This window comes from Streptomyces sp. NPDC005808 (assembly GCF_042871385.1).
GTDB lineage: Bacteria > Actinomycetota > Actinomycetes > Streptomycetales > Streptomycetaceae > Streptomyces.
This window is the reverse complement of the sequence record NZ_JBIAIK010000023.1, coordinates 23,688-44,330: the sequence shown is the minus strand read 5'-3', so window position 1 is coordinate 44,330 and position 20,643 is coordinate 23,688. Positions and strand designations below refer to the sequence as shown.

General features: G+C 68.9%; 18 protein-coding genes. 7 read left to right on the top strand and 11 right to left on the bottom strand.

The window, feature by feature from the left end:
• Positions 1 to 105: 105 nt before the first annotated feature.
• The 3 genes from ACFYPC_RS34370 to ACFYPC_RS34360 form a co-directional block, all read right to left on the bottom strand.
• Positions 106 to 450 (bottom strand): hypothetical protein, encoded by a 345-nt coding sequence (locus tag ACFYPC_RS34370; RefSeq protein ID WP_391891077.1) that lies wholly within the window; start codon positions 448 to 450, stop codon positions 106 to 108.
• A gap of 167 nt (positions 451 to 617) precedes the next feature.
• Entirely contained in the window at positions 618 to 1,472 is an 855-nt protein-coding gene (locus ACFYPC_RS34365) for an SsgA family sporulation/cell division regulator (RefSeq protein WP_391891075.1), read from the bottom strand.
• 941 nt (positions 1,473 to 2,413) lie between these two features.
• Complete coding sequence (locus tag ACFYPC_RS34360; RefSeq protein WP_391891073.1) at positions 2,414 to 3,262, bottom strand: hypothetical protein; 849 nt, start codon at positions 3,260 to 3,262, stop codon at positions 2,414 to 2,416.
• A gap of 229 nt (positions 3,263 to 3,491) precedes the next feature.
• Here ACFYPC_RS34360 and ACFYPC_RS34355 point away from each other — a divergent pair, with 229 nt between their 5' ends.
• Positions 3,492 to 3,683, top strand: a complete 192-nt coding sequence (locus ACFYPC_RS34355) for a hypothetical protein (protein ID WP_391891071.1) — start codon at positions 3,492 to 3,494, stop codon at positions 3,681 to 3,683.
• A gap of 545 nt (positions 3,684 to 4,228) precedes the next feature.
• Here the strand turns inward: ACFYPC_RS34355 and ACFYPC_RS34350 are convergent.
• Positions 4,229 to 4,381, bottom strand: coding sequence for a hypothetical protein (locus ACFYPC_RS34350; RefSeq protein ID WP_391891069.1), 153 nt, complete (start codon positions 4,379 to 4,381; stop codon positions 4,229 to 4,231).
• Positions 4,382 to 5,217: 836 nt separating this feature from the next.
• On the opposite strand from ACFYPC_RS34350, the gene ACFYPC_RS34345 reads away from it, so the two are divergent.
• From ACFYPC_RS34345 to tpg, 4 genes are all read left to right on the top strand, one after another.
• The gene (locus ACFYPC_RS34345) at positions 5,218 to 5,442 is read left to right on the top strand and encodes a hypothetical protein (protein WP_391891068.1); all 225 of its coding nucleotides are present in this window, start codon (positions 5,218 to 5,220) and stop codon (positions 5,440 to 5,442) included.
• An 83-nt stretch (positions 5,443 to 5,525) separates the two neighbouring features.
• Positions 5,526 to 6,437: an XRE family transcriptional regulator gene (locus ACFYPC_RS34340; protein WP_391891066.1), complete on the top strand. Its 912-nt coding sequence runs from the start codon at positions 5,526 to 5,528 to the stop codon at positions 6,435 to 6,437.
• On the top strand, positions 6,434 to 7,456 hold the full coding sequence (locus tag ACFYPC_RS34335; protein WP_391891064.1) for a DUF6207 family protein: 1,023 nt from the start codon (positions 6,434 to 6,436) through the stop codon (positions 7,454 to 7,456). The genes ACFYPC_RS34340 and ACFYPC_RS34335 overlap by 4 nt, the downstream gene beginning before the upstream one ends.
• Positions 7,457 to 7,943: 487 nt before the next feature.
• A complete protein-coding gene (tpg, locus tag ACFYPC_RS34330; protein WP_391891062.1) occupies positions 7,944 to 8,441 on the top strand; it encodes a telomere-protecting terminal protein Tpg in 498 nt (165 codons plus the stop codon).
• 56 nt (positions 8,442 to 8,497) lie between these two features.
• Here the strand turns inward: tpg and ACFYPC_RS34325 are convergent, their stop codons facing one another.
• The 7 genes from ACFYPC_RS34325 to ACFYPC_RS34295 form a co-directional block, all read right to left on the bottom strand.
• Entirely contained in the window at positions 8,498 to 9,631 is a 1,134-nt protein-coding gene (locus ACFYPC_RS34325; RefSeq protein ID WP_391891060.1) for a hypothetical protein, read from the bottom strand.
• Positions 9,628 to 10,371, bottom strand: a complete 744-nt coding sequence (locus ACFYPC_RS34320; protein ID WP_391891058.1) for an AAA family ATPase — start codon at positions 10,369 to 10,371, stop codon at positions 9,628 to 9,630. The genes ACFYPC_RS34325 and ACFYPC_RS34320 overlap by 4 nt, the downstream gene beginning before the upstream one ends.
• Complete coding sequence (locus ACFYPC_RS34315) at positions 10,368 to 12,056, bottom strand: Mu transposase C-terminal domain-containing protein (RefSeq protein WP_391891056.1); 1,689 nt, start codon at positions 12,054 to 12,056, stop codon at positions 10,368 to 10,370. The genes ACFYPC_RS34320 and ACFYPC_RS34315 overlap by 4 nt, the downstream gene beginning before the upstream one ends.
• Positions 12,057 to 12,138: 82 nt before the next feature.
• Positions 12,139 to 13,368, bottom strand: a complete 1,230-nt coding sequence (locus tag ACFYPC_RS34310) for an AAA family ATPase (RefSeq protein WP_391891054.1) — start codon at positions 13,366 to 13,368, stop codon at positions 12,139 to 12,141.
• Positions 13,369 to 13,635: 267 nt separating this feature from the next.
• On the bottom strand, positions 13,636 to 15,846 hold the full coding sequence (locus ACFYPC_RS34305) for a tyrosine-type recombinase/integrase (protein ID WP_391891052.1): 2,211 nt from the start codon (positions 15,844 to 15,846) through the stop codon (positions 13,636 to 13,638).
• Complete coding sequence (locus tag ACFYPC_RS34300; protein WP_391891050.1) at positions 15,828 to 16,970, bottom strand: tyrosine-type recombinase/integrase; 1,143 nt, start codon at positions 16,968 to 16,970, stop codon at positions 15,828 to 15,830. Before ACFYPC_RS34300 ends, ACFYPC_RS34305 begins: the two co-directional genes overlap by 19 nt.
• 213 nt (positions 16,971 to 17,183) lie before the next feature.
• Positions 17,184 to 17,882 (bottom strand): DUF6308 family protein, encoded by a 699-nt coding sequence (locus tag ACFYPC_RS34295; RefSeq protein ID WP_391891049.1) that lies wholly within the window; start codon positions 17,880 to 17,882, stop codon positions 17,184 to 17,186.
• A 455-nt stretch (positions 17,883 to 18,337) separates the two neighbouring features.
• Here ACFYPC_RS34295 and ACFYPC_RS34290 point away from each other — a divergent pair, with 455 nt between their 5' ends.
• Both ACFYPC_RS34290 and ACFYPC_RS34285 read left to right on the top strand, forming a co-directional pair.
• The gene (locus ACFYPC_RS34290; protein WP_391891047.1) at positions 18,338 to 18,553 is read left to right on the top strand and encodes a KTSC domain-containing protein; all 216 of its coding nucleotides are present in this window, start codon (positions 18,338 to 18,340) and stop codon (positions 18,551 to 18,553) included.
• A gap of 51 nt (positions 18,554 to 18,604) precedes the next feature.
• On the top strand, positions 18,605 to 20,461 hold the full coding sequence (locus tag ACFYPC_RS34285) for an AAA family ATPase (protein WP_391891045.1): 1,857 nt from the start codon (positions 18,605 to 18,607) through the stop codon (positions 20,459 to 20,461).
• Positions 20,462 to 20,643: the final 182 nt, after the last annotated feature.

Genomic DNA, 20,643 nt, shown 5'->3' with positions numbered 1-20,643 from the left:
CTGCCGCCCGTTGCGTGAGGCGACGGCGCCGAAGAGCCGGCTGCCGTCAACTGTGCCCGCCGTTTCCTCAATCGTCTTGAGGAGCTGCTGTGCCCGGTGAGGTGGTCAGGGCACGGGCAGGAAAATTCCTTGCCCGCGGCCGCGGATCGCCCGCCACTGCACCACGGGGACGCGGCTTTGCCCGACGACGCTCCAGCCTGCGTGCAGAGCACGGTGGAGGATGTCGTCGAACACGTACCACTCGGCGTGGTGCCCGCACCCACGGCACCTGTTGGGGTTGAAGCTGCGTCCCCGTTGCCACGCAGGCCGGTCGTGAAGCTGTCCGACCAGCTCTGTGCCGTCACCTCCCCGGGCGGCGAGGATACGGCGGGCCACGTCCACGGCCTCGGGAAAGTCTGTCGTGGTGAATTCACCACCGCTCGGCCGGTGCGACGGCAGCAGGCCGAACACCCATCGCAGCTGAGTGGAACATTGCAGACATGGCGCCCGATACGCCAATACGTCCACCTGTAGCATACTCACCAACGGCACCTCCCTCACACCTTGACCCTGGCCATACCGTAAGAGGCGCGGTCCCCGCAGTCGCGACCTGCCTTCTTGCGCCCGCGCCAGAGGCGTCAGTCTCCCCTTCCCGGGAAGGCGCTGAGCCGGTTCAGCTGTGCCTCCAGGTCGTTGAGGCTGGAACTGAGCAAGGCGTGTTCGCTTCCCCTGGCCACCATGCGGGTTGTCTCGGCCAGAAACTCCTTTACGGGTGTGCGTGGCAGGGACAGCAGGGCTGTTCCCGTGGGCGACTTGAGCTGGATGAAGGTGTGCAGCTGGCCTTCGTCGCAGGCACTGGTCCAGATGCTGATGTCGCCGCTGCCGGTCTTGCCGTGCAGTCCGTCTGTCAGCAGGTCTCTGGCGAATGTCCAGGTCACTTGGTGTGGTCCGAGACCGAAACCGAACACGGCCTCTACCGCGTAGGGGTCCGTCTCACGGTAGTTGAGGTGTGTGGGCAGGGGCAGGGGATTGCTGATGTCCCCGGACGGACAGAGGAGTGCGGTGATCGAGGCGTGGACCGTGCCGTGCCGTGACTCGATCCGTGCGTTGGCGGTGTCGTGCTGATCCAGCTTCTGGTCGGTGGAATCTGCTGCAGTCGTGTGCTGTTCGTTGTGTGCGGCGCGGTCAGTTGCGGGGTGGACCCGGCGTGCCGGTCGTGGCGCACGGAGCGTGTCCAGGTCCGGTTCGCGTGATGCGTAGTGCATGGGCGCGGTGAGGTGCCCGGTATCTTCCGTCTCGCTGCGTTCACCGGTGTACAGGACCTGCGGCCAGCCGTCGGCGGTGGGCGGCATGGCATGCGGCCAGGACAGGCACTCATCTGTGCCGACGTGAACCAGCCAGGTGCGGGCCAGGGACCGCTCGCCGTGTGCGGAGTTCAGCCGGGCAACGCGGCGCAGCAGGGCCTGGTCGATGAAGGGTGCGTCTGGCGGCATCGGTGCGTGCCGCAGGCACTCCATCGGCCTTGCGTGCAATCCCGGCCCGTCCGCTCTGCTCCAGAGCAGGGGCGGGAGGGGCCGGCTAACGAGGCCTGCCTGGCTGGACCCGTCAATGGGCAGCGGCTGGAAGGTTGTTGCTTGTGGCCAGGCCTGTCCCGAAGCGTTCGGTTCCTTCGGGTCCTGCCGCACGCAGGCCATCCCTGTGGCGAGGAGCAGCGCTGCAGCCGCCCGGCCCTGGCCTGGTCCACTTCGCGTTGTGAGGTCGGTGAGAAGGCGCCAGACCAGCATCTCGCGCAGGACGTCGGGTTCCGCGCACGCAGCCGGCTCCATGTGGCGGAGAAGAGTCGGGAACCCGCTGGCGGGGTGGAACAGCAGCCGGCAGAGATCCGCAGGATGCCATGGTCCGTCAGAACGGGCAGTCCCGCGGTTCCTCAGAGCTGCGGCCGGAAGCGTCTGTTCCTGCGCAGGCCACGGGTTCATCGCTCGGTCAGCTTCGTCGTCGAGAACGTACAGGGGCACCGATGCGAAAGGCCGGGGCCAGGCGGCAACGGTGAAGATGCGTACCGGTCGGCTGATGAATCCCTCAGCACTGTCCCTGCGGCGCCGCACCCGGCTGATCTGACTGAGGAGGGCGTATGTCTTTCCGGCACCGATCGTGGTCACGACTCCGAGCCTCGTGACCGCGCCCTGGCCCGCAGGGCTTGAGGGCGCCGGTCGTTGTGCCTGTGCGGCGGGGTCGCCGGGCGTGTGTCCGGGGGGTGGGCTGCAGGACAGGGGGTGGTGTGCGGCGGCATCGAAGCGCCGTCGGGCGTCCGGGGGTGCCGAACCGAGCGCGGCGACCACACGCGGGGCCCCGAGGCTGGAAGCCTCCAGCAGGGCGTCGAAGTCGTCGTAGTCCGGCGTCTCGGAAGTGCTCATGGTCCCTTCGCTTCGGACGCTCATCGTGCTCCTCCCTCTCCCGGTTCGAGCTGGCGCACCTGCTGGGTGAGACGGTCGCGCAAGCGGCGGGTGCGGCGCTCGAGCGCCTTCTCCGTCAGCCCAACCCGCTGAGAGGCCTGCTTCTGGGTGTATCCCATGGCACGCCATCCGAGGGCCTCGCGGACCTGCGGGTCCGTCACCAGCGGGAGAAGGCGGTCGAGATAGTCATAGGTGACCGTGACGTGAGCAGGATCAGCGGCCCGCTGGTCCGGCACGAGGGAGAACACGTCGGTGTTCTCGTGGTGGTCCGGGGAGTGGCCCAGTTCAGTCTGCCTCTGCTGGTGGCCGTCGAACCAGCGGATATAGACGCGAGGGAAGGCGCGGATCACCGCACCGATGAAGTACGTGTCCAGGCTGGCGCCGCCATCAGGGTTCCAGCGGCCTTGGACGAGCCCGTAGGTGTGGAAGACGTGCAGGCCTCCGAGGACGCTGTCGACGACGACGCCGTGGCGATCTTCCGCCGTCCAGCCGAGGGTGATCTTCTGCATTGGCACAGGCCTACCGGCCTGGCGGGCCTTGCGGAAGGCCTCGCCGTTAGCAGTCCACTTGTTCATGGTGTGGTAGCCGTACTCCGACAGCCGGTTGACGACCTTCTGGTAGCGCGGGCCTGTGAAGCCGTCGGTGCGCAGCACTTCGACGATGGTGACGTCCCTCTGCCGGCGCCGGGCCGCTTCCTGCACGTCCGTGACGGCACCGAGGTCGTGGTCGAGGCGAGACAGGTCGTCCGGCGTCAGCTCCGCGTCCTCCGCATCGAGGGGGCACATGGGGGTGCAGGCGGTGTCCTCGCCACCCTCGATCGCTTCCGGCACATCCGCTCCCTTGCATCTGCGACAGGTTCCCGGCGGCCCGTGCGGACCATCTCGCGTATGTCATAGACGCCGCGCGCCTGCCTCCCCCCTGCGTTCCCCAAGAAACTTTCGACAGCTGACGGTGATTCACATCACAGGGGTGACGTGCCCGCTTCCCGCTTATACCTCCTGCACCAGCCGCACCCGGAGACGACGGCTGCATACCCCCTACCTCGCATGGAGCGTGACGGTGCCTCAGCCCAATCCGCAGCCTCCGCTGCTCAGCCAGCGCGCCGCGGTCATCCTGCTGCTCGGCGTCCTGACCGCGGCGGCTACCGCCGCCCTGACCGTCTGGGCGGGCGGAGCACCTGCGGCAGGCCTGCTCGCCGGTGGTGGTGCGTTCGCCAGCGGCGTGCTGTTCTTCAACGCGATCATCTCGTGATCGCGTAAGGCCTGTCAGGCAGGCCCGGCCCTGCCCGGTGAGTGCCGTCCAACTGCTGGCCGATCGTGTTCTCGTCGGGTGGGGTGTCAACTGTCGTCGTGCCGAGAGGCCTGAAGGCTCCTGGCCGTCTCTACGACGAAGTCTGACGGCCCCTTTTTTAGTAACGTGCGGCATCAAGTGACCACTCGCGGTCGCACCAAGGCGGGAGCCACGGCCTGCGCTTTCGCGGCCGCCGCCGTGGTTCGTTACCGTATGCATGTTCCGGCGCGAATTGGACGTCCGCCGTCGCGTGTGCGGCCGCCTGGCTACGCTGCACAGGGCCCATCCTCGCGCACCGCGCTGACCGTAGCGCGATCATGCCAGGCACCCCACTCACCCGCGCCTGGACGACTGCCGCGCTTTGCCAGGCCGGCCCCCGGGAGGCCGTCAGACCGGCACCTTCGGCCGACAGGCTGCGGAGACCCTGCACCTCGACCTGCCGCGTCCCGGCGGATACCACGGCCAGGCGCAGGGTGGGACGTGGAGCCGACGGGAGGCCACTGACGTCAGCCGTACGGCTCGTCCGCGTCGGCGGTCGGGTCGTCCTCGTCGTAGTCGCTTGAAGCGAGGGTCCGTTGGCTCCGGAGGAAGTACCACCTCCCGTCCTCGTCATCCGGATCGGCCTCGTAGAAGCTGTCGGGAGGAGGCCGCCCAAACATGCTTCTGTGCATGTAGTCGTTCCAGGCTTTCCTATGGAGCTCTTGGGCCCGCTGCTCTACAGCTTCGTGCCAGTGCGGCGGCAGCGGGGCTCTTCGGCCCGCGGAATCCGTGTGTAGGCGTCGAGCCAGTCCGTCACCTTCGTGTTCGGTTGACGGCAGGCTTTGACGAATGCTTCCAGGAATTCCCTTCTCGGGAACGTTCCGCCAGCGAGGACCCGAGAGAGCGTGGAACGAGGCAGTAATGCTCTGCCCGCACTGTCTCTTCACAGACCGCGAGTCGATGGCCGCCGCGGTCGGCTCCATGCGGCCCTCGATCTCGCGAACCTTCCCCCAGCGGGTCGTGGAACTCGGTGATCAACTCCCGGTCGCGCGGAGCGGCGGTAGAAGGCGTAGGCCTGGTCCCAGGCGAGGAAATCGGCCGGCCTGGCCCGCACTGGTGTGGAGCTCCCGCCCAGCACAGGGTGGCTGGGCGGGAGTTGGTGCGGTCCCCTCCGGTCGTTCTTCAGCACGAGGGAATCGCGCGGCCTTCCAGACGGGAAGGTCCGACGCCCACGGGCGGCGTCCACTCCATGGTGCGCCCCGCCCTGGGTGCCGCAATGAGTTGTACGTTTTCGCCGCCAAAAGCGTTCGTTGAGGCCTGTTCTGCTCTCGTGGGGAGCCGTGTTGGCGTATTGGGCGCCAGGTGCGGGTGGGGCCGTTGGAGGCATTGTTCCGTGACTCCATGATCACGTTGAGTGTTGGGTGGGCGGCCCGCCATGCTGTCGTTCACCTTCGGCGGCGCGTCAGCACCGCTGCCGAAGTGCCTTTCAGACGCCTCGAGTTCAGGGAATGGTGCGATGCCCAGGAAGCAGGTGTGGATCCTCGCCGTGCTGGCGGCGGTCCTCGTGTGGAGCACGGTGATGACCGTGCTCGGACAGCTCGCGGCCGTAGCCGCGCTGCTGCCCTCGCTCGGACTGCTCGTGCAGCAGATCGCCGCCGCGTTCACCAGCGCAGAGACGCGGCGCACCGGCGCGGCAGATACCGGTCCGGCCGCGGCCGGGGGCGAGGAGACGCTGCGATGACGCCTCCATCGGTACCTCATCAGCAGCCGGGAGACCCATCCGGCACAAGCGGCGGCAAGCCGGATACGCCTGCGCCGCGCTCGGTGCCCGAGCAGCCCACGGAGGTCGAGCCAGCCAGGAGGAGCGAGTCGGCGAAGCGTGGGCGCAAGTCGGACCCGGTGTCGGACAAGGCGGGCCCCTGCCACCAGGCCTGGCTGCACCCGCTGCGCGGCCGGATCTCCGCCTCCGGTCTTACCCTCGACCAACTCGTCAGCCTCACCGGCTACTCCAAGACCCGTATCTCCACGCTCCTGCGCGGGGCGGAGTACTACCCCGGCTGGGAGATCACCTACAGCATGGTCCACGCCCTCGACCTCCCCGTCTGGCCGCTGCGCCGGCTGTGGACGGCGGGAGCACGCGAGGCGGACAAGGACCAGGCGTGGATCGAGGAGCGCATACACGCGGTGCGCCCGCTCGAGCCGGAGGTGCCACCGCTGGCACACCAGGCGTTCACGGAGGCCATGCGTGAGCCCTACACCGCGTACACCCGCGCCCTACTCCACAGTGACCGGCGCGCCCACTGGGTCGTCGCGGAGGCCTTCGACATCCTCTGGCTGGGCTGGGACGAGGCCGTCGCCAGCCCTGATGTGCGCCGTCACGCCTGGCGCCTGCTGCGATCTCGCGTCACGCTCCGCGCCCACCGTCACCGTGACGGGCACCCCGATCTGCGTCCGGCGGCATTCACCACCGTCACCCAGAGCCTGATCAGCGACCTCACGGCACGTTTCGCCGAGATCAGCGCATTGGCCGGATTCTTCGACGCTGTCGGTCGGCTGCCTCAGGACCAGTTCGACGTCGTCGTCCTGCGCTACCTGTGCGGCCTGGACGCCCAGGCGGTTCACACGGTCCTCGGTCTGTCCGCGGCCCGTACTCACGCCATCGACCACCACGCCCGAGGGGCCCTGGAGAGCATCCACCATCCCGACGACGACCCGGGAGTGATCAACCCGACATGAGCACCATCGACGACCTCCTCACCCGCGCCCTGCAGCTGAAGGATCCGCACATCCCGGCGGACACCGTTGCCTACGACGACGCCTACCCCGGCCTGCCCCCCGACGGCCTGCCACTGGCCGAGGGCTGGGCCCGTGACCTGGCGGACGAAACGGCAGCAGCGCACCTGCGATCCCTGTGCGAAGCGGCGATCACCCACTCGCTGCCCGGGCAGATCGCCGATTTCATCACCGAGCAGGTACCTGGGCCCCGCTGGGCCTGGATCCTGGGCTGCCTGCTGCACCTGGCCGAAGCCGACGACGGTGCGCAGTTCTGGTGGCAGTACGCGGCTGGCGCCGGAGTGTCAGCCGCCGCGTACTGCCTTTACCTCCATCACCGCGCCCTCGGTGACCGCCACGCGGCCGCGTTCTGGCACGACCAGAGCAACATCCCGGACGATGAAGACCCAGACGGCTACGAACTATTTGCAGAGCCGAGCGTTCCCGTCCTGCTGCGCGTCCTGGAGCACCTCACTCCCCCTGGACGCACGCTCACAGAGGCAACCCTCGCCGTCATGGACTACGTTGCCGCGGTCGTCGCCGCCGGCTACGCACACCATCCCGAGTACGAGATCCCGCTCCCGGGCCCGTACTTCGCCGAACACCTGGAGATCATCCTCGCCGCCACCTCGGACACCGCCCGCAAGCACCGCGGACAGCAGACGGCCCGAGCACTTCCCGCCCGCCGGGCTCCCAGCACCAGTACCTCCCATCAGCCGGAAGATGAGCAGACGCAACAGCCGGAGCCCAAGCGGGTGCTGGTGGAGTTCGCGGCGGCCGACGTCGACGCCGAAGCCGCGTCCGCGTTCCGCGAAGCGGTCGCTGCCTGCTGGGAAGGGGCCACGACCGACCGCACCGGCAAGGACAGGGAAGCAGACCAGCCCGGCGTGCGACTTCGCTACTGGCTCGACCTGCGCCTCCTGACCGAGGCGCTGCACCCCTCCCGCCCGTCTCCCCGAACCCGTACTACACAGGCATCCTGAACGGCTGCCCACCAGCAATGGGTCCTGCTCCGCACGTCACGGAGCGGGACCCGCGGACCCGGCCGACGACCAGAAAATGGAGGTCTTCGCGGTCTGTTCGGCGCCGGCCTCGAACGGCCACCCTTCGGTTCGGGCACGTAGCTGTAAATGCTGTTGTGGGAGACGCCGAGCAGTTTCGCGATCGAGTGACAGTGTTCTCCGTCCAGAAGCTACGACATCGATCTGGTCCTCGCGCACCGCGCTGACCCTAGCGCGATCATGCCACGCACCCCCGGCCAGGCCGCAGATACGCTCACAGCCTCACCTCAAATCCATGCCGACCAATAGCCGTCTCAATGGGAATGCAGGCCAATCTCACACTATGCATCCTTGCAGTTCAAATGACTACAAGGCCACACTCGAGCCCGAAAAGTAGCGTTTCCTGCGCCTCTTGAAACCATTCTCAGCTGGTGCAGCATCACAGGTCAGCTGCCACTTCAGATCATCCATGCCTGCAATCACATTGAGACGACATAGAGCGGAGAAGGGCTCTACGAAGAACGTTGCGCGTCTTGTGGGCGTTTCACAGCGCACCGTGCAGCGGTGGGTCGCCGGTCGGCCGGGGATACGACGGCGTCCCAGCGCAGCGCACACAAGGAGGATCGATGAGGTCGTCAGGGCGCGCTGGCAGCCCCGGGTCCGCGTGCGCCAACGGGCCAGGGCGGAAGCGGACGGTTTCGTAATCCACACCAGGGCACGGTTCGGATTCGCGGCGCCTGCAGGGTCGTCGGACGATCCGCGGGTCCGGTGGATCACCCAGTACCTGCCGGGAGAGGTGGCCCGTGAACTGTTCGCCGCCCGGGACGCCGGCGCGGGCGAGCAGCAGCAGATGGTGATCCTCGCCCGCGCGCTCGGGCATGCCTACTTCCGCGACGGGGGCCGACGCGGTCATGGCCTGCATATCGCCTTCACCGACGTCGAGTTCGCCGACTTCTCGATCGGATGACCTCCTCGCCGCCGGGAATCCGCGAGGCAGGCGGCCGATCTCGCCGGCGAGGCCGTTCAGCCCCGTGAGGGCTTCTCGCGTACGCCCAGCATTGCGTCGTACTTCTTGGCTTCCTGCTGTTCGCGCCAGGCCCACTCGACGCGGCCGACCCGGTCGGTCCGCCTGGCGGCGGGAGGCTGCGGCGGGCGCAGCCTCGCCGTCTCCGCCAAGCGCAGCAGATGCGTACGATCCCCGGGCGCGGCGAGCAGCTCCTGATCATCGCCGGGTACGAGGCGGGCGAAGCAGGCCGCAGCCCGCAAGAAGACGCGCGCCCAGGGCGGTACGGGGTAGCCGGCGCAGCCGTCGGTGTAGCGGGCGCGGTCGTGCAGGGCGAGCGTGGCCTCGGTGTCGTCGTAGTCGCGGAGGCCGGCGGTGGCAAGCTGCTGGAAGGAGGCGCCGGTGAAGAGCGCGGCTGCCAGGGCTGCGGCCAGGCGGGGGTGAGCGGTCGAGTCGGCCAGGCGGCGGGCGACTTCCCGGGCAGTGTGCGCGGTGAGAGACGCGGGCTGTGAACGGTGTCGCCAGACGATCGGCGGCGGTGCGCAAGAGGCCCGGCAGGAGGCGGGGCTGTCGTAGGAAACGAGGCGGTCCAAAGCGGGCAGGGTGATCCAGCGGCCGGACCGCCGGACAGATTCGCCCGCGTCGTCCGTGGAGACGGGCGGACCGTCGTCGTAGTAATGCTGGGCGGCCTCGGAGTCGGTAATGACTACGTGGTCGACCGCTTCAAGGGCCTGATGCAGAGCGGCAGGGAGACGAGGGCGGTGGCAGACCAGGGTCAGGTGGATGCCGGTGACGGCGCGCAGATGGAGGAGGCGTTCGGCGCGGCGGGCAGTCAGGCGGTGGGCACGCAGGACGGTCAGACGAGTGACCGGCTGGGCTGTCACCCATGCGGTGGCCGCTTCCCAGGCGGGCTGCCGGCCTGAGGGGAAGCGGCCCGGCAGCAGCGGCGGTCTGCCCAAGGCTGACAGGAGGTCGTGGGCGAGCGCGGTGTCGCTGGTGGTTCCGGGACCGGGGTGCAGGGTGATTCGGCCCGATGGCGGATGGTGCGCTGCCAGGGCGGCGTGGGTGTGGACCACATCGTCGTGGGGGTCCATGACCAGGGTGAGGGCCGGCACTCCCATGGCGGGGAGCGGGGCGGGCGGCATCGGGGTCATGCGAGTCGGCTGAAGGCCCAGCGCAGCAGTTCCTGATCCACCACGGAGCGTTCCGTGCGGGCCAGTGCGGTACGGGTGTGGGCGGTCAGCTGGGCCCAGGCGCGGAAGTTGCCGTGCGCGGCATGCTGGTCGGCGAAGGTGATGTCCTCGGGGTCGGCATCGGCCCAGACCGGGTGGAACAACGGGATCACCTCGAGGACCTCGTCAGGTGTGAGGCGGGTGAACTGCTGCCAGATGAAGACGCGGGAGGACAGCATCGGTTCGCGGCGCAGCACGGTGTGGCAGCCCGCGCCGCCGACGAAGATGATGGCGAGCTGGGTTGAGGGTTCGTCCCAGAGGTAGCGGAAGTATTCGAACGCCTCCCCGTTAAGCCACTGTGCTTCGTCGACGAGGAAGGTGCGGGGGCGTTCGGCCAGGGCCGTCTTCAGCAGGCGGTCGAACTCGCTGGGGTGGCGCGGCGGTTCGCCGGCCAGGTCGAGCGCGGTGAACAGTTCGTAGCGCACCGCGCGGGCGGTGGGCCGGGCCCGGAAGGTGATTTTTCGGACGTCCTCGCCGGGTTCGAGTTCGCGCAGGCAGGTGTTGACGGCGAGGGTCTTGCCGAAGCCGGCGCCGCCGTGGATGCACATCATGGCGCGGGCGGCGACGGTGTCGGTGATGTTCTCCCGGGCAGTGAGCAGGGCCCGGGTGGTAACCACGGAGGCGTCGGGCAGGTCGACGTACTGGTAGGTGGCCGCGGTCACGAGGCGTCTCCGTCTTTGTCGGTGGTGGGACGTGCGGCCCGCCCGTCGGGGCCGTCCGCAGCGGGAGCGGAATCACGGCCGGACGGGAGCGGGGTGGGCCGCTCTGGCGTGGTCAGCGCGGCCAGGGAAGCAGGGGTACGCCACCCGGCCGGCGGCGCGGCGGGCGGGATGAGGTCCGGCAGCGACAGCTGCGACAGGTCGGTGTCGGTGGCCTGGGCGAGTTCGGCCTCGGCCTGCGCGGTGGTCAGCGCGCCGAGCCGCTGAGGGGCCTCGGGCTGGTTCACGGCGGCGTAGCGCTCGCGCTGGGAAGCCTCCAGGTCCTTCTTGAGGCGGCGGGTGCGGGCGGCCCGTGCTCGCCGTACGGCGCTGGCCTGTTCCTCGGTGGCCTGATCGGCCAGGTCCGCAGACCCCAAGTAACGGCCGGTGGCCGCATGGTAGACCTCGATCCGGTGATCGTGGTGGGGCATGAAACGGACCCGGACCTGGATCCCGGCCTGACCGGTCATCCACGCGCTCACGTAGTCGCGTTTCCTGAAGCGCACCCCGCGGGTGGTCAGCGTGCGAGTGCCGGCGTCCTCAAGGGTGAACGTCCACAGATCCATCGCGGGCACGTCCCGCAGCGGGGTCGGATCCTCCTGCCACGCCTCAAGCGGAGTCTTTCCCCGCAAGGGCGCGGGGTGATGCTCGGTGTTCCACCACGAAGTCCAGGCCAGCAGCCGGCCGGTGAAGTCCTCGAAGCCGAGCAGCACTTCGTCCTTCGGGCGGGAAGCCCGCTTGCCGGGACGCGGCTGGCGGGCGTAGCCGGGCAGCGCGGCCAGGAACATGCTCTCCACCGCCCGGTTGAGACCCTCCACGGTGCCCTTGAGGTGGGGGGTGTAGGCGGGCAGGTCCTCCACCGTCACGTCCAGAAGATCGAACGCAGCGGTCACCGTCCTGGACAGGAAGTCCTTGCCACGGTCCACACGCACCTTCTCCGGCAGGCCACCGAACGGGCCGTAGGGATCCTCGCGCAGGACCGCGGAACGCAGCGCGGACAGCACCGACTCCCGCGACGGATCCCCCGGCGTGACCGCAACGCCGGTGATCGCGTTCGTCGCGCAGTCGGTGAACCACGTGATCCACGGCCTGCGGGCGGTGCCATCGACGTCGACCAACACCGGGGCCTGCATGTGGTCGGTCTCCCATGCCTGGTTGCGCCAACCCCGCGGCCGGGCCAGGAACACATCGTGCTTGCGCGCCGCCCGCTCCCCTCCCGCGAGCCCGGCCCGCTCCCCCGGCGTCAGGTCCCGGCGGATCGCGCGATGCAGCGTCGTCAGCGACGGTGCGTCTGCAGGCGGAGACTTCCGAGCGGCACGGAGGACCAGTTCGCGATGGACGGCCCGCACGTTCCCCTTCCACAGCGCCAACAGCCCACGGACTTCAGGCGTGATCGTGAACGTCGCACCGGCCCGGGGCTGGGCACCAGGACTGGCGGCCGCGGCCTCATCACCCTCAGCCGCGGCCAGCCACCGCCACACCGTGCGCTCCGCCACCCCCAACGCGTCTGCAGCCACCCGCACATGGCCCGCTGTCAGCTTTTTCCCCGCCCGCAGAGCGAGCAGCCGCCGTACCGCCGGACCGCGCAGTGCCGTCCTCGATGCCGCGGGCAATCCGCCGCCTGCGCGGACGGCGTCACCGTCCTCCATGTCAGCTCCCCTCCCGCGGTGGGACATCGTGTGCGTGCCGAGCGCCTTCAATCGCCCTCCCGCCTCTTGCACAGCGCTTGGTTCACAGCGGCGGCACGACCCTCCTGAACAGCCGCCTCAGCAAAGCCCGGTCGACGGCCGCGTCAGCGGTGGTCAGCAGCGCGTTCTGCAGGTGCGCGGTCAAAGCGGCCCACATGCGGAACGTGCCGTGGGCGCACGACTGGTCGATCCACGTCAGATCCGGGGCCGCGACGGTACGCCACAGCAGATGGAAGCCGGTCACCACGGCCGCCACTTCCGCTGCAGCCAGGCGCGGAACCTCCTGCCACCCGCCGACCCGCGACGCCAGCTGCGGCAGCCGGGCCAGCGCCCGCTCGCTGCCCGACCCGCACAGCACCAGCGTGATCCGCGTGCCGGGGTCGTCCCACAGGCTCTGCAGGTACTCCAGGCACGGCACAGGCAAGCGCTGCGCCTCATCGACCACCAACACCCGCGCCTCACCCAAAGCCCCCGCGACCGCGGCGTCGGCCAACGCCGACGTGTGCGGGAAACGGCCCGGCAGCGCCAAAGCATCGAACACCGCCCGCCTCATGCCGGACACCGACGGGCGCACCGGCACCGGCACCCACGTCACCTTCCAGCCCGGCGGGACCTCGTGGAGCGCCATCCGCACGGCCACGGTCTTGCCCCGGCCCGGGTCGCCGAACACACACACCGCGCCCTGAGCCGCCATCGCCTGCCCGACCGCCTCGGCCACCGCCCTCACCGACGACGTCCGCACCAGCTGTGCTCCCGCCGGCAACGCCACACCCGCCATCGCGCCGCTCTCCCTCGACGGCAGGACCGCGGACGCCGCCGCCGGCGCGGGGTGTGGCGGCCGGCGCGCCACCGTCTTCGCCGCGCCGCCCTCACGCGTCCCGGCCAGCGCAAGGTCAACCAGCGCCTGCCGTGTCCGCTGCTCCTCCCGCTCCCGCCGCACCACCACGCGGTCCGGCAAGACCCGGCCGGCCTCCAGGTCCCGCCGCACCACCCGGTACAGCGACGCCAGCGACGGCACTTCTCCCCCGGCATCCTTCAAATGCCGGTGCAGCACCGACACGTTCCCGCCCGCCTGTGCCAGCACCTCCCACACCTGGTCGGACAACTCCAGCCGGGCCCGCGGCCTGCGCTCCACACGGCCTTCCGTCCGCGCCGCGTCCAGCCAGCGCCACACCGTGCGCACATTCACCCCACCGACCTGCGCGCCCGCACGCACGTGCGCCGTGGTCAACGCCCCCGCCGCCTCGAGCTCCAGCAGCCGCGCCACCAGCACCGGCCTGGACACCCTCAACCCCGCCGTGACCTCACCCCACACGCCCGGCTCCCCCACCCCACACCCTCCCGACGCCCAAACCCGACGCCGACCACCGTGCCGCCGACCGGCCCTCGAAGGATCAGAAGTGCCGTTCCCATGACAGCGGAACAGGGAAGGGTGTACCGCCCCATGACAGCCACGACGGCACCAGACACCGCCCCATGTCAGTGACTCCCCACGCTCAACACCCCACCAACAGCGAAAACACCATGACCTGACATGCCGTCACTGACACCACCCACTGACACCACACCGGCACATCGCAATGGGGGTGGTGTCGCCGGAGAGGAGTTCGCCTGGGTGGGGTGCGCCGGGCCCGGCTACCCAGACGGTGTTCAGGACGTCTTCGAGGTCGCTGTTGGTGATCTTCACGTAGTGCTCGGCCATGCGTTCGGAGAGCTGGCCGAGGTAGCGGCGGATGTGGGTGAGCGTGGCGCCGGCGCGCAGCAGGTTGGTGGCCAGGGTGTGGCGGGCCTGGTGGGCGACGTAGGCGCCGCCGAGGTCGAGGTCGGCGATCCAGGTCTTGAAGCGCTGGTTGAAGTGTCCGTAGGAGATCGGTTGTCGGCCGTTGGGGTTGCGGATGCGGGAGGGGAACAGGGCCAGGCCGGGGCGTTCAGCGGCTGTTGGGGTGCGGCCGTAGCGTTTTTCGAAGCGGTGGAGTGTCTTGGCGCGGCGGGCATCGAGGCACTGGTAGACGGGCTCGGGGATGCGGATGCCCTCGTTGTAGTTGCCGACCTTGGTCTGGTCGTGCCACAGCATGGCCAGACCGCGGTAGCGGCCGATGCAGTCCAGGCGCAGTCCGACGACCTCGCTGCAGCGGCGCCCGGTGGCGACGATGGTCTCCCAGATGTCCCGCAGGCCCCGGTCGTTGAGGTCGAGCTCCTCCAGGCGGCGCAGGTTGGTCTCGTCCATCAACGCGCGGGCGACGTCGTCGCTGAAGGGGTTGCGGGAGCGCGGCTTGAGGCCGGTACCGCCGAAGGGGATGGCGGTCAGGAAGCCGGTGTCGATGCCGAGGCGTTCGGCGTGCCCGGCGGTGATGGCGCTGTAGAGCAGCTTGCGTGCCCCGTTGAAGACGAATTGGCAGCTCAGGTCGGTGACGGTGGGGGATCGTCCGTCGACCAGGACCATGCCCAGAGACGGCAGGTTGTGGCGGGCGCGGTGGCGCTGGTCGGCGACGAACCGCTCGGCGTGCTCACGGCGCAGCGCGGAGGGGTCGTGGCCGGCGTCGGGGGCGTCGGCCTGGAGGAAGACGCCCAGTTCGACGGCGGCGCGGCGCATCTGCTCGAAGGGGCCTCTGGTGCGGGGGCACTGCGGGGACCGGAGCCACTCGGCGAGGTGGTCCCAGAGCAGGTCGCGCAGCCATCGCTGGGGAACGGCGGTGACGTCGAAGTTGCTCTGGGCGTTCTTGAAGCGCCGTCCGAAGTGATCGGTCTCCAGGAAGCCGGCGTCCTTGGTGTCCGAGGGGCTGTAGTAGACGCAGCGCAGACCGTTGACGACTTCCCAGATGATCTTGCGGACCTCGGAGTCCATCTGCTTGCGCGTCAGGCCTGCGTAGCCTTCGTCGTGCAGGTCCATCAGGGACGTGATGCTGCCTCGCCAGCAATATCTGACGAGATTCCTGATGCCGTTGGTGGTCCACTCGGAGTGCTGTGCGGACTGGGCATGGGCGTGCAGGCCCCACTGGATCTCGGCCCTCAGCAGCGGGGACAGGCCATGAAGGTTGACCAGCCCTGGCTGCGTGACCGGCTCCGCAGTGGCGCACCAGGCGCGGAATGCCTTCTCGTCGCCGTAGGTCACCGGGAGCGGTCGGCCGTCCTTGAGGGGGCCGTGTAAGTTCTGCGACCGGGCTCCTCCAGGGCGGTTTTCGATCTTGTACCGGTTCAGGTGCTGGAGGCACAGCCCCAGGGAAGTACAGGCCAGGAACGGGCACCGTGCCGTGCACAAGCCGTAACCGGGAAGCGGGTGCTGTGTACGGGCCCAGGGGTCGAACCGGTCCTGGTCCATGCCGGCGGCCTCGCCGTACTGCCATCTGGTCTGGTGCTGCTGGCACAGCCGGGTGGTGGGACTGATCGCCGGGCGGTCGGGACAGATCAGGCATCGGCCGTAGTCCACTCCCCGCGCGGCGGGTAGAGCGGTGGCCGCATCCATGAAGGCGCGCTTGGTCTGCCCCGTCCGCTCGGCCTCCTCCCACTCCAGGTTGTGCGTGTTGCACAGGTTGTGGCTGACCCGGCGGATACGCAGGCAGCCGTCAACGGCGCACTGCCAGGCGTAGACCGGATGCTGAGGCGGGATGAAGATCAGCCTGTCGCTGAAGAGCGGGTCGAATGCGGGGGCCCCGATGAGGGCTGTGAGCAGTTCGAGCCGGTCGCGGCCGACGCGGGTGCTGTCGGTGCAGCCGGGCAGCAGCGTCAGCGGGATCACGGCCGTGTCCCCCACACCTGCTCCAGCGCTGCGGTGAAGACCGGGTCGTGGACGTCCACGTGGCCGTAGACCTGCTCGACGGTCGCAGCCGAGGCCCAGCCGCCGGCCTCCCGCGCGATCACCGCGTTGCCCCGTGCCGCGTCCAGCACCGCCGTGGCAAAACTGTGCCAGAAGGCGTGCGGCACCACCCGGCCGATCTCCATACGGGCCGCGGCACGGCGCAGCATGCCGCGGGCCGCAGCCGTGGTCCACGGTTGCCCGCGGGAGGGGCCGTGCAGGCCGACCAGGAGCATGCCGTGAACGGACTGGGCGGGGTACTGGGTGGTGATGTACTCGAAGTAGGTGTGGATCATCGCCGGACTCGCCCGGCGCACCGTCCCGCCGCTTACGGCGTTGTCCTGCCATGTCCAGGGTGTCTTGGTCTTGACCCGGGCCCGGTTGACGTTGTCCTCGCGGTGACAGATGTGCACATGCGGCCCCCGGCACTGCCCGCACGCGGCCTGCTCGCGCAGGTGCAGGTCGACCAAGCGCAGGCCGCACAGCTCACCGATCCGGAACCCGCCGTCGGCCAGCCACGTGACCACCATCCGGTCCCGCGCGCACGACACCGCCCCCAACAGCACCTCCCGGGCGCCTTCGGGCAGCATCTTCGGATGCCGGCGCACCTGCTCCGCCGGAGCCAGGGGGTTCGCGGGCATGCTGTGCAGGACGTGTCCGAGCATCGCCCGGCGCCGGTCCGCCCGCGTCGGCAGCCGTGTTGCCCGCAGTGCCTCGGCCAGTGTGGGGGTCACACCGTGGATGCCCAGGTGGAGGTAGAAGCCCTTCAGACAGGCCGCCGCGGTCTTCAACGCGCTGTGCCCGTACGGGCGTTTCCCCTCCCGCCACGGCAGACCGAACGGCCCCGGATAGTCCGCCCCCAGAGCCGCCATGTAGTGCCGCAGGTCCTCAAGCGACACCGACCCTGTGTCCAGGCCCGCGAACCGCAGCCACCGCAGATGATCCACCAGCACATACGCGTACGTACGGTCCGTACCCGCGGCGCAGGTACGCAGGAACCCGTCCGCCTCCGCCACCACCGAACAGTCCGCATCCACGACCGTGTAACAGACCCGGCCGTCCCCACGCACGATCTCCTGCACCCGTAACTCACCCACCACCAACCGACCACCCACTGTGTGCCGCCCCTCCGAACCGGGAACCGCCCCAGCAGCGGCACCTCAGCCCGCAGTCCACACCCCTCCCCTGCACCCGCAAACCACTCCACTCGAACGTCCCACACACGTCAGTGACGGTTGGTAAAGTCCGTCACCCTCACACGCCAGAACGCCGCAAGGGCAACCTCGCTGCCGACGTCAGCGAGGACAGGCGTGCCCCTCCGCCCGATGCCCCATCCACACCACCACGTCGCATACCCGCAGCGCACTCACCGTCTCCGGCACCCTCGCGACCTGGCGCAGCTCCAGCAGTTGGCGGTGCAAAGCAGCGCCGTCTTCACGCAGCGCAGTGTGGAGGGCGAGCCAGAATGACGGCGGTCGGCCGACAGCGCAGCGGACGACGCGGTCGTAGACGGGGAGCAGCTGCGGGCGCTTGCGGGCCAGGAGCTTCCCCGCGATCACCCATCCGACATCGGGCTGATCGCGCAGGAGATGCCAGGCCTGGTCCGCCGGCGAGTCGTCGGCCACCACATCCGCGTCGGTGTCGACCATGTTGATGTCCCCGGGTATGGCGTGCAGCAGACCGGACAGCCGCACGCCGAGAGGGCCCTCCAGAATGTCCAGCGCGACAGGCGCCGGAACGGTGACCGACAGGGTCTGCACCGCGACCAGGTCCTCCGCCGTGATCCGGTCGGCGACCTCGGGCCGGTCTCCCCCACCCGCCAGATGCTCGAACCGACTACCGGTGAACGGCATCACGCCGGGCGGCAGACCGATCCCGAAGTAACGCCGCAGGTCACCGACAACGCGCTCGGAACTCAGCAGTCCGTGCAGCCGCTGCCCCAACGGCGACGACGCCCCACCAGATACACCGGGCGCAGCGGTAGGAGAGGCCATGAGAACTCCGTCCTTCGTCGAGCTCGTGAGCGGCGCCAGAAGGCCCTGCCCGAAAGCATGACCGAACCGGTCAGTGCCGTGAGAAACCGTGAACCGACCGGACATGATCGGGTGATCGCACTCTCGAGGCCTGTGAAACGCCGCGTTGCGAGCCCTCCTCGGCGTAGGTGGTGGGGCGGGCGAGGGGTCGCCTGGGCAGGCCGAAAGTCAGTGTGCGAGTGGCCGCTGGGAGCTGGCCGACATCATTCGTCGATGCGTTGAAGCTCAACAGCTTCTCGGTCGCCGACAGCGGCGAGGCCGTCAACGATCCGCCGCTATCGGCCAACCCGAGGTCGCAGGGCCGCCGTTGCCAGGCGCAGGCGGCGCTTCACACAACTGCGCCTTCGAGAGCAGCACGCAGCGCTATCCTTTCGGTCAATCGTGCAACGCCCGTCACGTAGGCCGCTGGAGGCACCTTGTTGCATGAGCCGGTTCGCTCCACCAACGTCCGATCGGTGGGCTACAACCAGGCGGAGCGTGTGCTCGAAGTCGCGTTCCACAGCGGAGGGGTGTACCGCTACGACAACGTGCCTCCAGACGTGCACTCGGCATTGATGGCTTCGCCTAGCAAGGGCGGTTTCTTGGCTCGGTTCATCAAGGGCCACTATCCGTACCGCCCGATCTCGAGCTGACCTCCATACAGTTCGTCCAAACCGTTCCATCGTTGTTGAGTTGAGGCGTGCGTGCAGATTTGCTCCGTTTCCGTTGAGGGCTTCCGCTGCCTTGCAAATATCGCCGATGTTCCGGTCCTGCCACAGACAGTCCTGACTGGCCAGAATGAGGGCGGGAAGAGCGCGCTGCTGGACGCGCTGAACTTCCTGCTCCACGGAACCGCACTGAGCGAGCGCGATCTCACCTATGTCGGCGACGGGGGCCGACAGGAGCCTGTGTCCGACGGGGACACGGTCGCACCGCACGCACGGGTGTCTCAGACGGCCGTGACGGGCGAGTTCACCCTCAGCGCCGACGAGCAGCAGCACTTCGCCCTGCCCGAGCGGGTGCAGATCCGCCGTCGCTTCCGCCCGGAGGCCGGAACGTTCTTGGAGATCCAACGTCGCGTCTGCCAGAACCCTGAGCTGCGCGACTTGGAATCGGTGAAGCTGGCGGGCCTCAAGGAGCTCGCGGCCAGGCACGGGGTCGAGCCCGTCGGGCAGGCGAACGCGAGGAACAGTTGGGAGCAGCCTCTGCGGGAGCTGGCCCAGCAGATGGAGCAGGTCGACGCGTGGGTGGCGGCGGACTCCGAGGTAGCCGCCGCGATGCCGTCAATGGTGTATTTCAAGGGAGACTCGGTCCAGGCGCCTGAGGCCGTGGTCCAGAGTCTGCTCAACTCCCGGCTGCGCGAGTACACGCGGGCCGATGAGGTGGCAAAGCGCGTTGCAGACCTCGAGGATTACCTCGCCGATTCGCTGACATCGGACATCGACAGCATTCGCGGACATATCGCGCGGCGGTGCGCCTTGCCGTCGGTGGAACTGGACCCTCAGGTGCAGGTGCGTCCGGCACTCGTCGGGGTCGAGCTGAACATTGTGGACTCGCAGGGCCGCCGGTTCCCGCTCTCGTCGGCGGGAACCGGTCGCTCACGCCGGATCTCGCTGGCCCTGTGGGAAAGCAGCAACGACCTGGGGCAACACGACGCCACTCAGGCGTCCGAGTCGGATGTCGTGTTCGTCTACGACGAGCCCGACACCCACCTCGACTACTCCCATCAGCGGCGCATCATGGCGCTGATCCAGTTGCAGTCGTCACGGCCTAACGCGCGCGTCATCGTGGCGACGCACTCGCTCAACTTGATCGACGGAGTCGACATCTCTTCTGTGGTGCACTTGCGTACTCATGAGGGCCGCGTTCGGGCGGAGGTCCTGAGCGAGGACAGCGCGGACAAGGATGTCCGTCGGCATCTGTCGACGATTGCGACAACGCTGGGATTCCGCAACAGCGTCCTATTGCACGAGCGGTTCTTCGTCGCAGTGGAGGGGGTATCCGAGACGTCCGCGTTCCCCATCCTGTTCCGCAAGCACGCCGGCTTCCCGATTCAGTCCGCCGGGATCTGCCTGTGGGCCGGCGGCAGCAACGAAGGCGCGCTGCGCTTCGCCCGGTTCCTCAAGGATCACGGCCGCGATGTCGCCTTCGTCGTCGACAAAGACAGCCGAACCAACCAAAAGCGTGCCTTCCGAGACGACAAGCTCAAGGAGCACGGCTTCGACCTCAACGAGGAGTGCCTCTACCTCGGCTCCCCCAACGAGCTCGAAGACCTTTTCACCAATGACGACTGGGCCGAAACAGCCAACGTGCTGTGGAAGCCGAACACCGAACGCGGTCCCTGGCAACCCCAGGAGATCGAAGAGCTGCGGGCCGGCAAGTTCAGCTCGCAGTTGCTGGACCTGCTCAAGAGCGGCTCCCCTGAGGGACCGAAAACCAAGGAAGACCTCATGGTCGGCATCGCCGCACACCTCGCCCAAGACCGCATCCCCGCCGCTCTGTCCACGGTCTTCGATGCTCTCGTCAGTCGCGCGCAGGACGCGGGGCCGCATCTTTGGTAGCCGCCCCGGCCTGACGCGCCGCGCGCCGCGCCTTCATACGCATCAACCGCTGCTGCGGCGTCGGCGCCTCCCACGTATGCAGACCGGCCGAAGCCACCCACTGAGACCCGTGGTGGCCCGGATCGTCGCCACACCAACGGCAGCCGTCAGGAGACGGCAGGTCCATGCGATGCACGCGTATC

What these genes read in the sequence shown, in the direction of transcription:
- ACFYPC_RS34365 (WP_391891075.1), bottom strand. Translation starts at nt 1,472, where the DNA reads ATGCCGCCAGACGCACCCTTCATCGACCAGGCCCTGCTGCGCCGCGTT.
- ACFYPC_RS34350 (WP_391891069.1), bottom strand. Translation starts at nt 4,381, where the DNA reads ATGTTTGGGCGGCCTCCTCCCGACAGCTTCTACGAGGCCGATCCGGAT.
- ACFYPC_RS34345 (WP_391891068.1), top strand. Translation starts at nt 5,218, where the DNA reads ATGCCCAGGAAGCAGGTGTGGATCCTCGCCGTGCTGGCGGCGGTCCTC.
- ACFYPC_RS34335 (WP_391891064.1), top strand. Translation starts at nt 6,434, where the DNA reads ATGAGCACCATCGACGACCTCCTCACCCGCGCCCTGCAGCTGAAGGAT.
- tpg (WP_391891062.1), top strand. Translation starts at nt 7,944, where the DNA reads ATGCCTGCAATCACATTGAGACGACATAGAGCGGAGAAGGGCTCTACG.
- ACFYPC_RS34325 (WP_391891060.1), bottom strand. Translation starts at nt 9,631, where the DNA reads ATGACCCCGATGCCGCCCGCCCCGCTCCCCGCCATGGGAGTGCCGGCC.
- ACFYPC_RS34315 (WP_391891056.1), bottom strand. Translation starts at nt 12,056, where the DNA reads ATGGAGGACGGTGACGCCGTCCGCGCAGGCGGCGGATTGCCCGCGGCA.
- ACFYPC_RS34295 (WP_391891049.1), bottom strand. Translation starts at nt 17,882, where the DNA reads ATGGCCTCTCCTACCGCTGCGCCCGGTGTATCTGGTGGGGCGTCGTCG.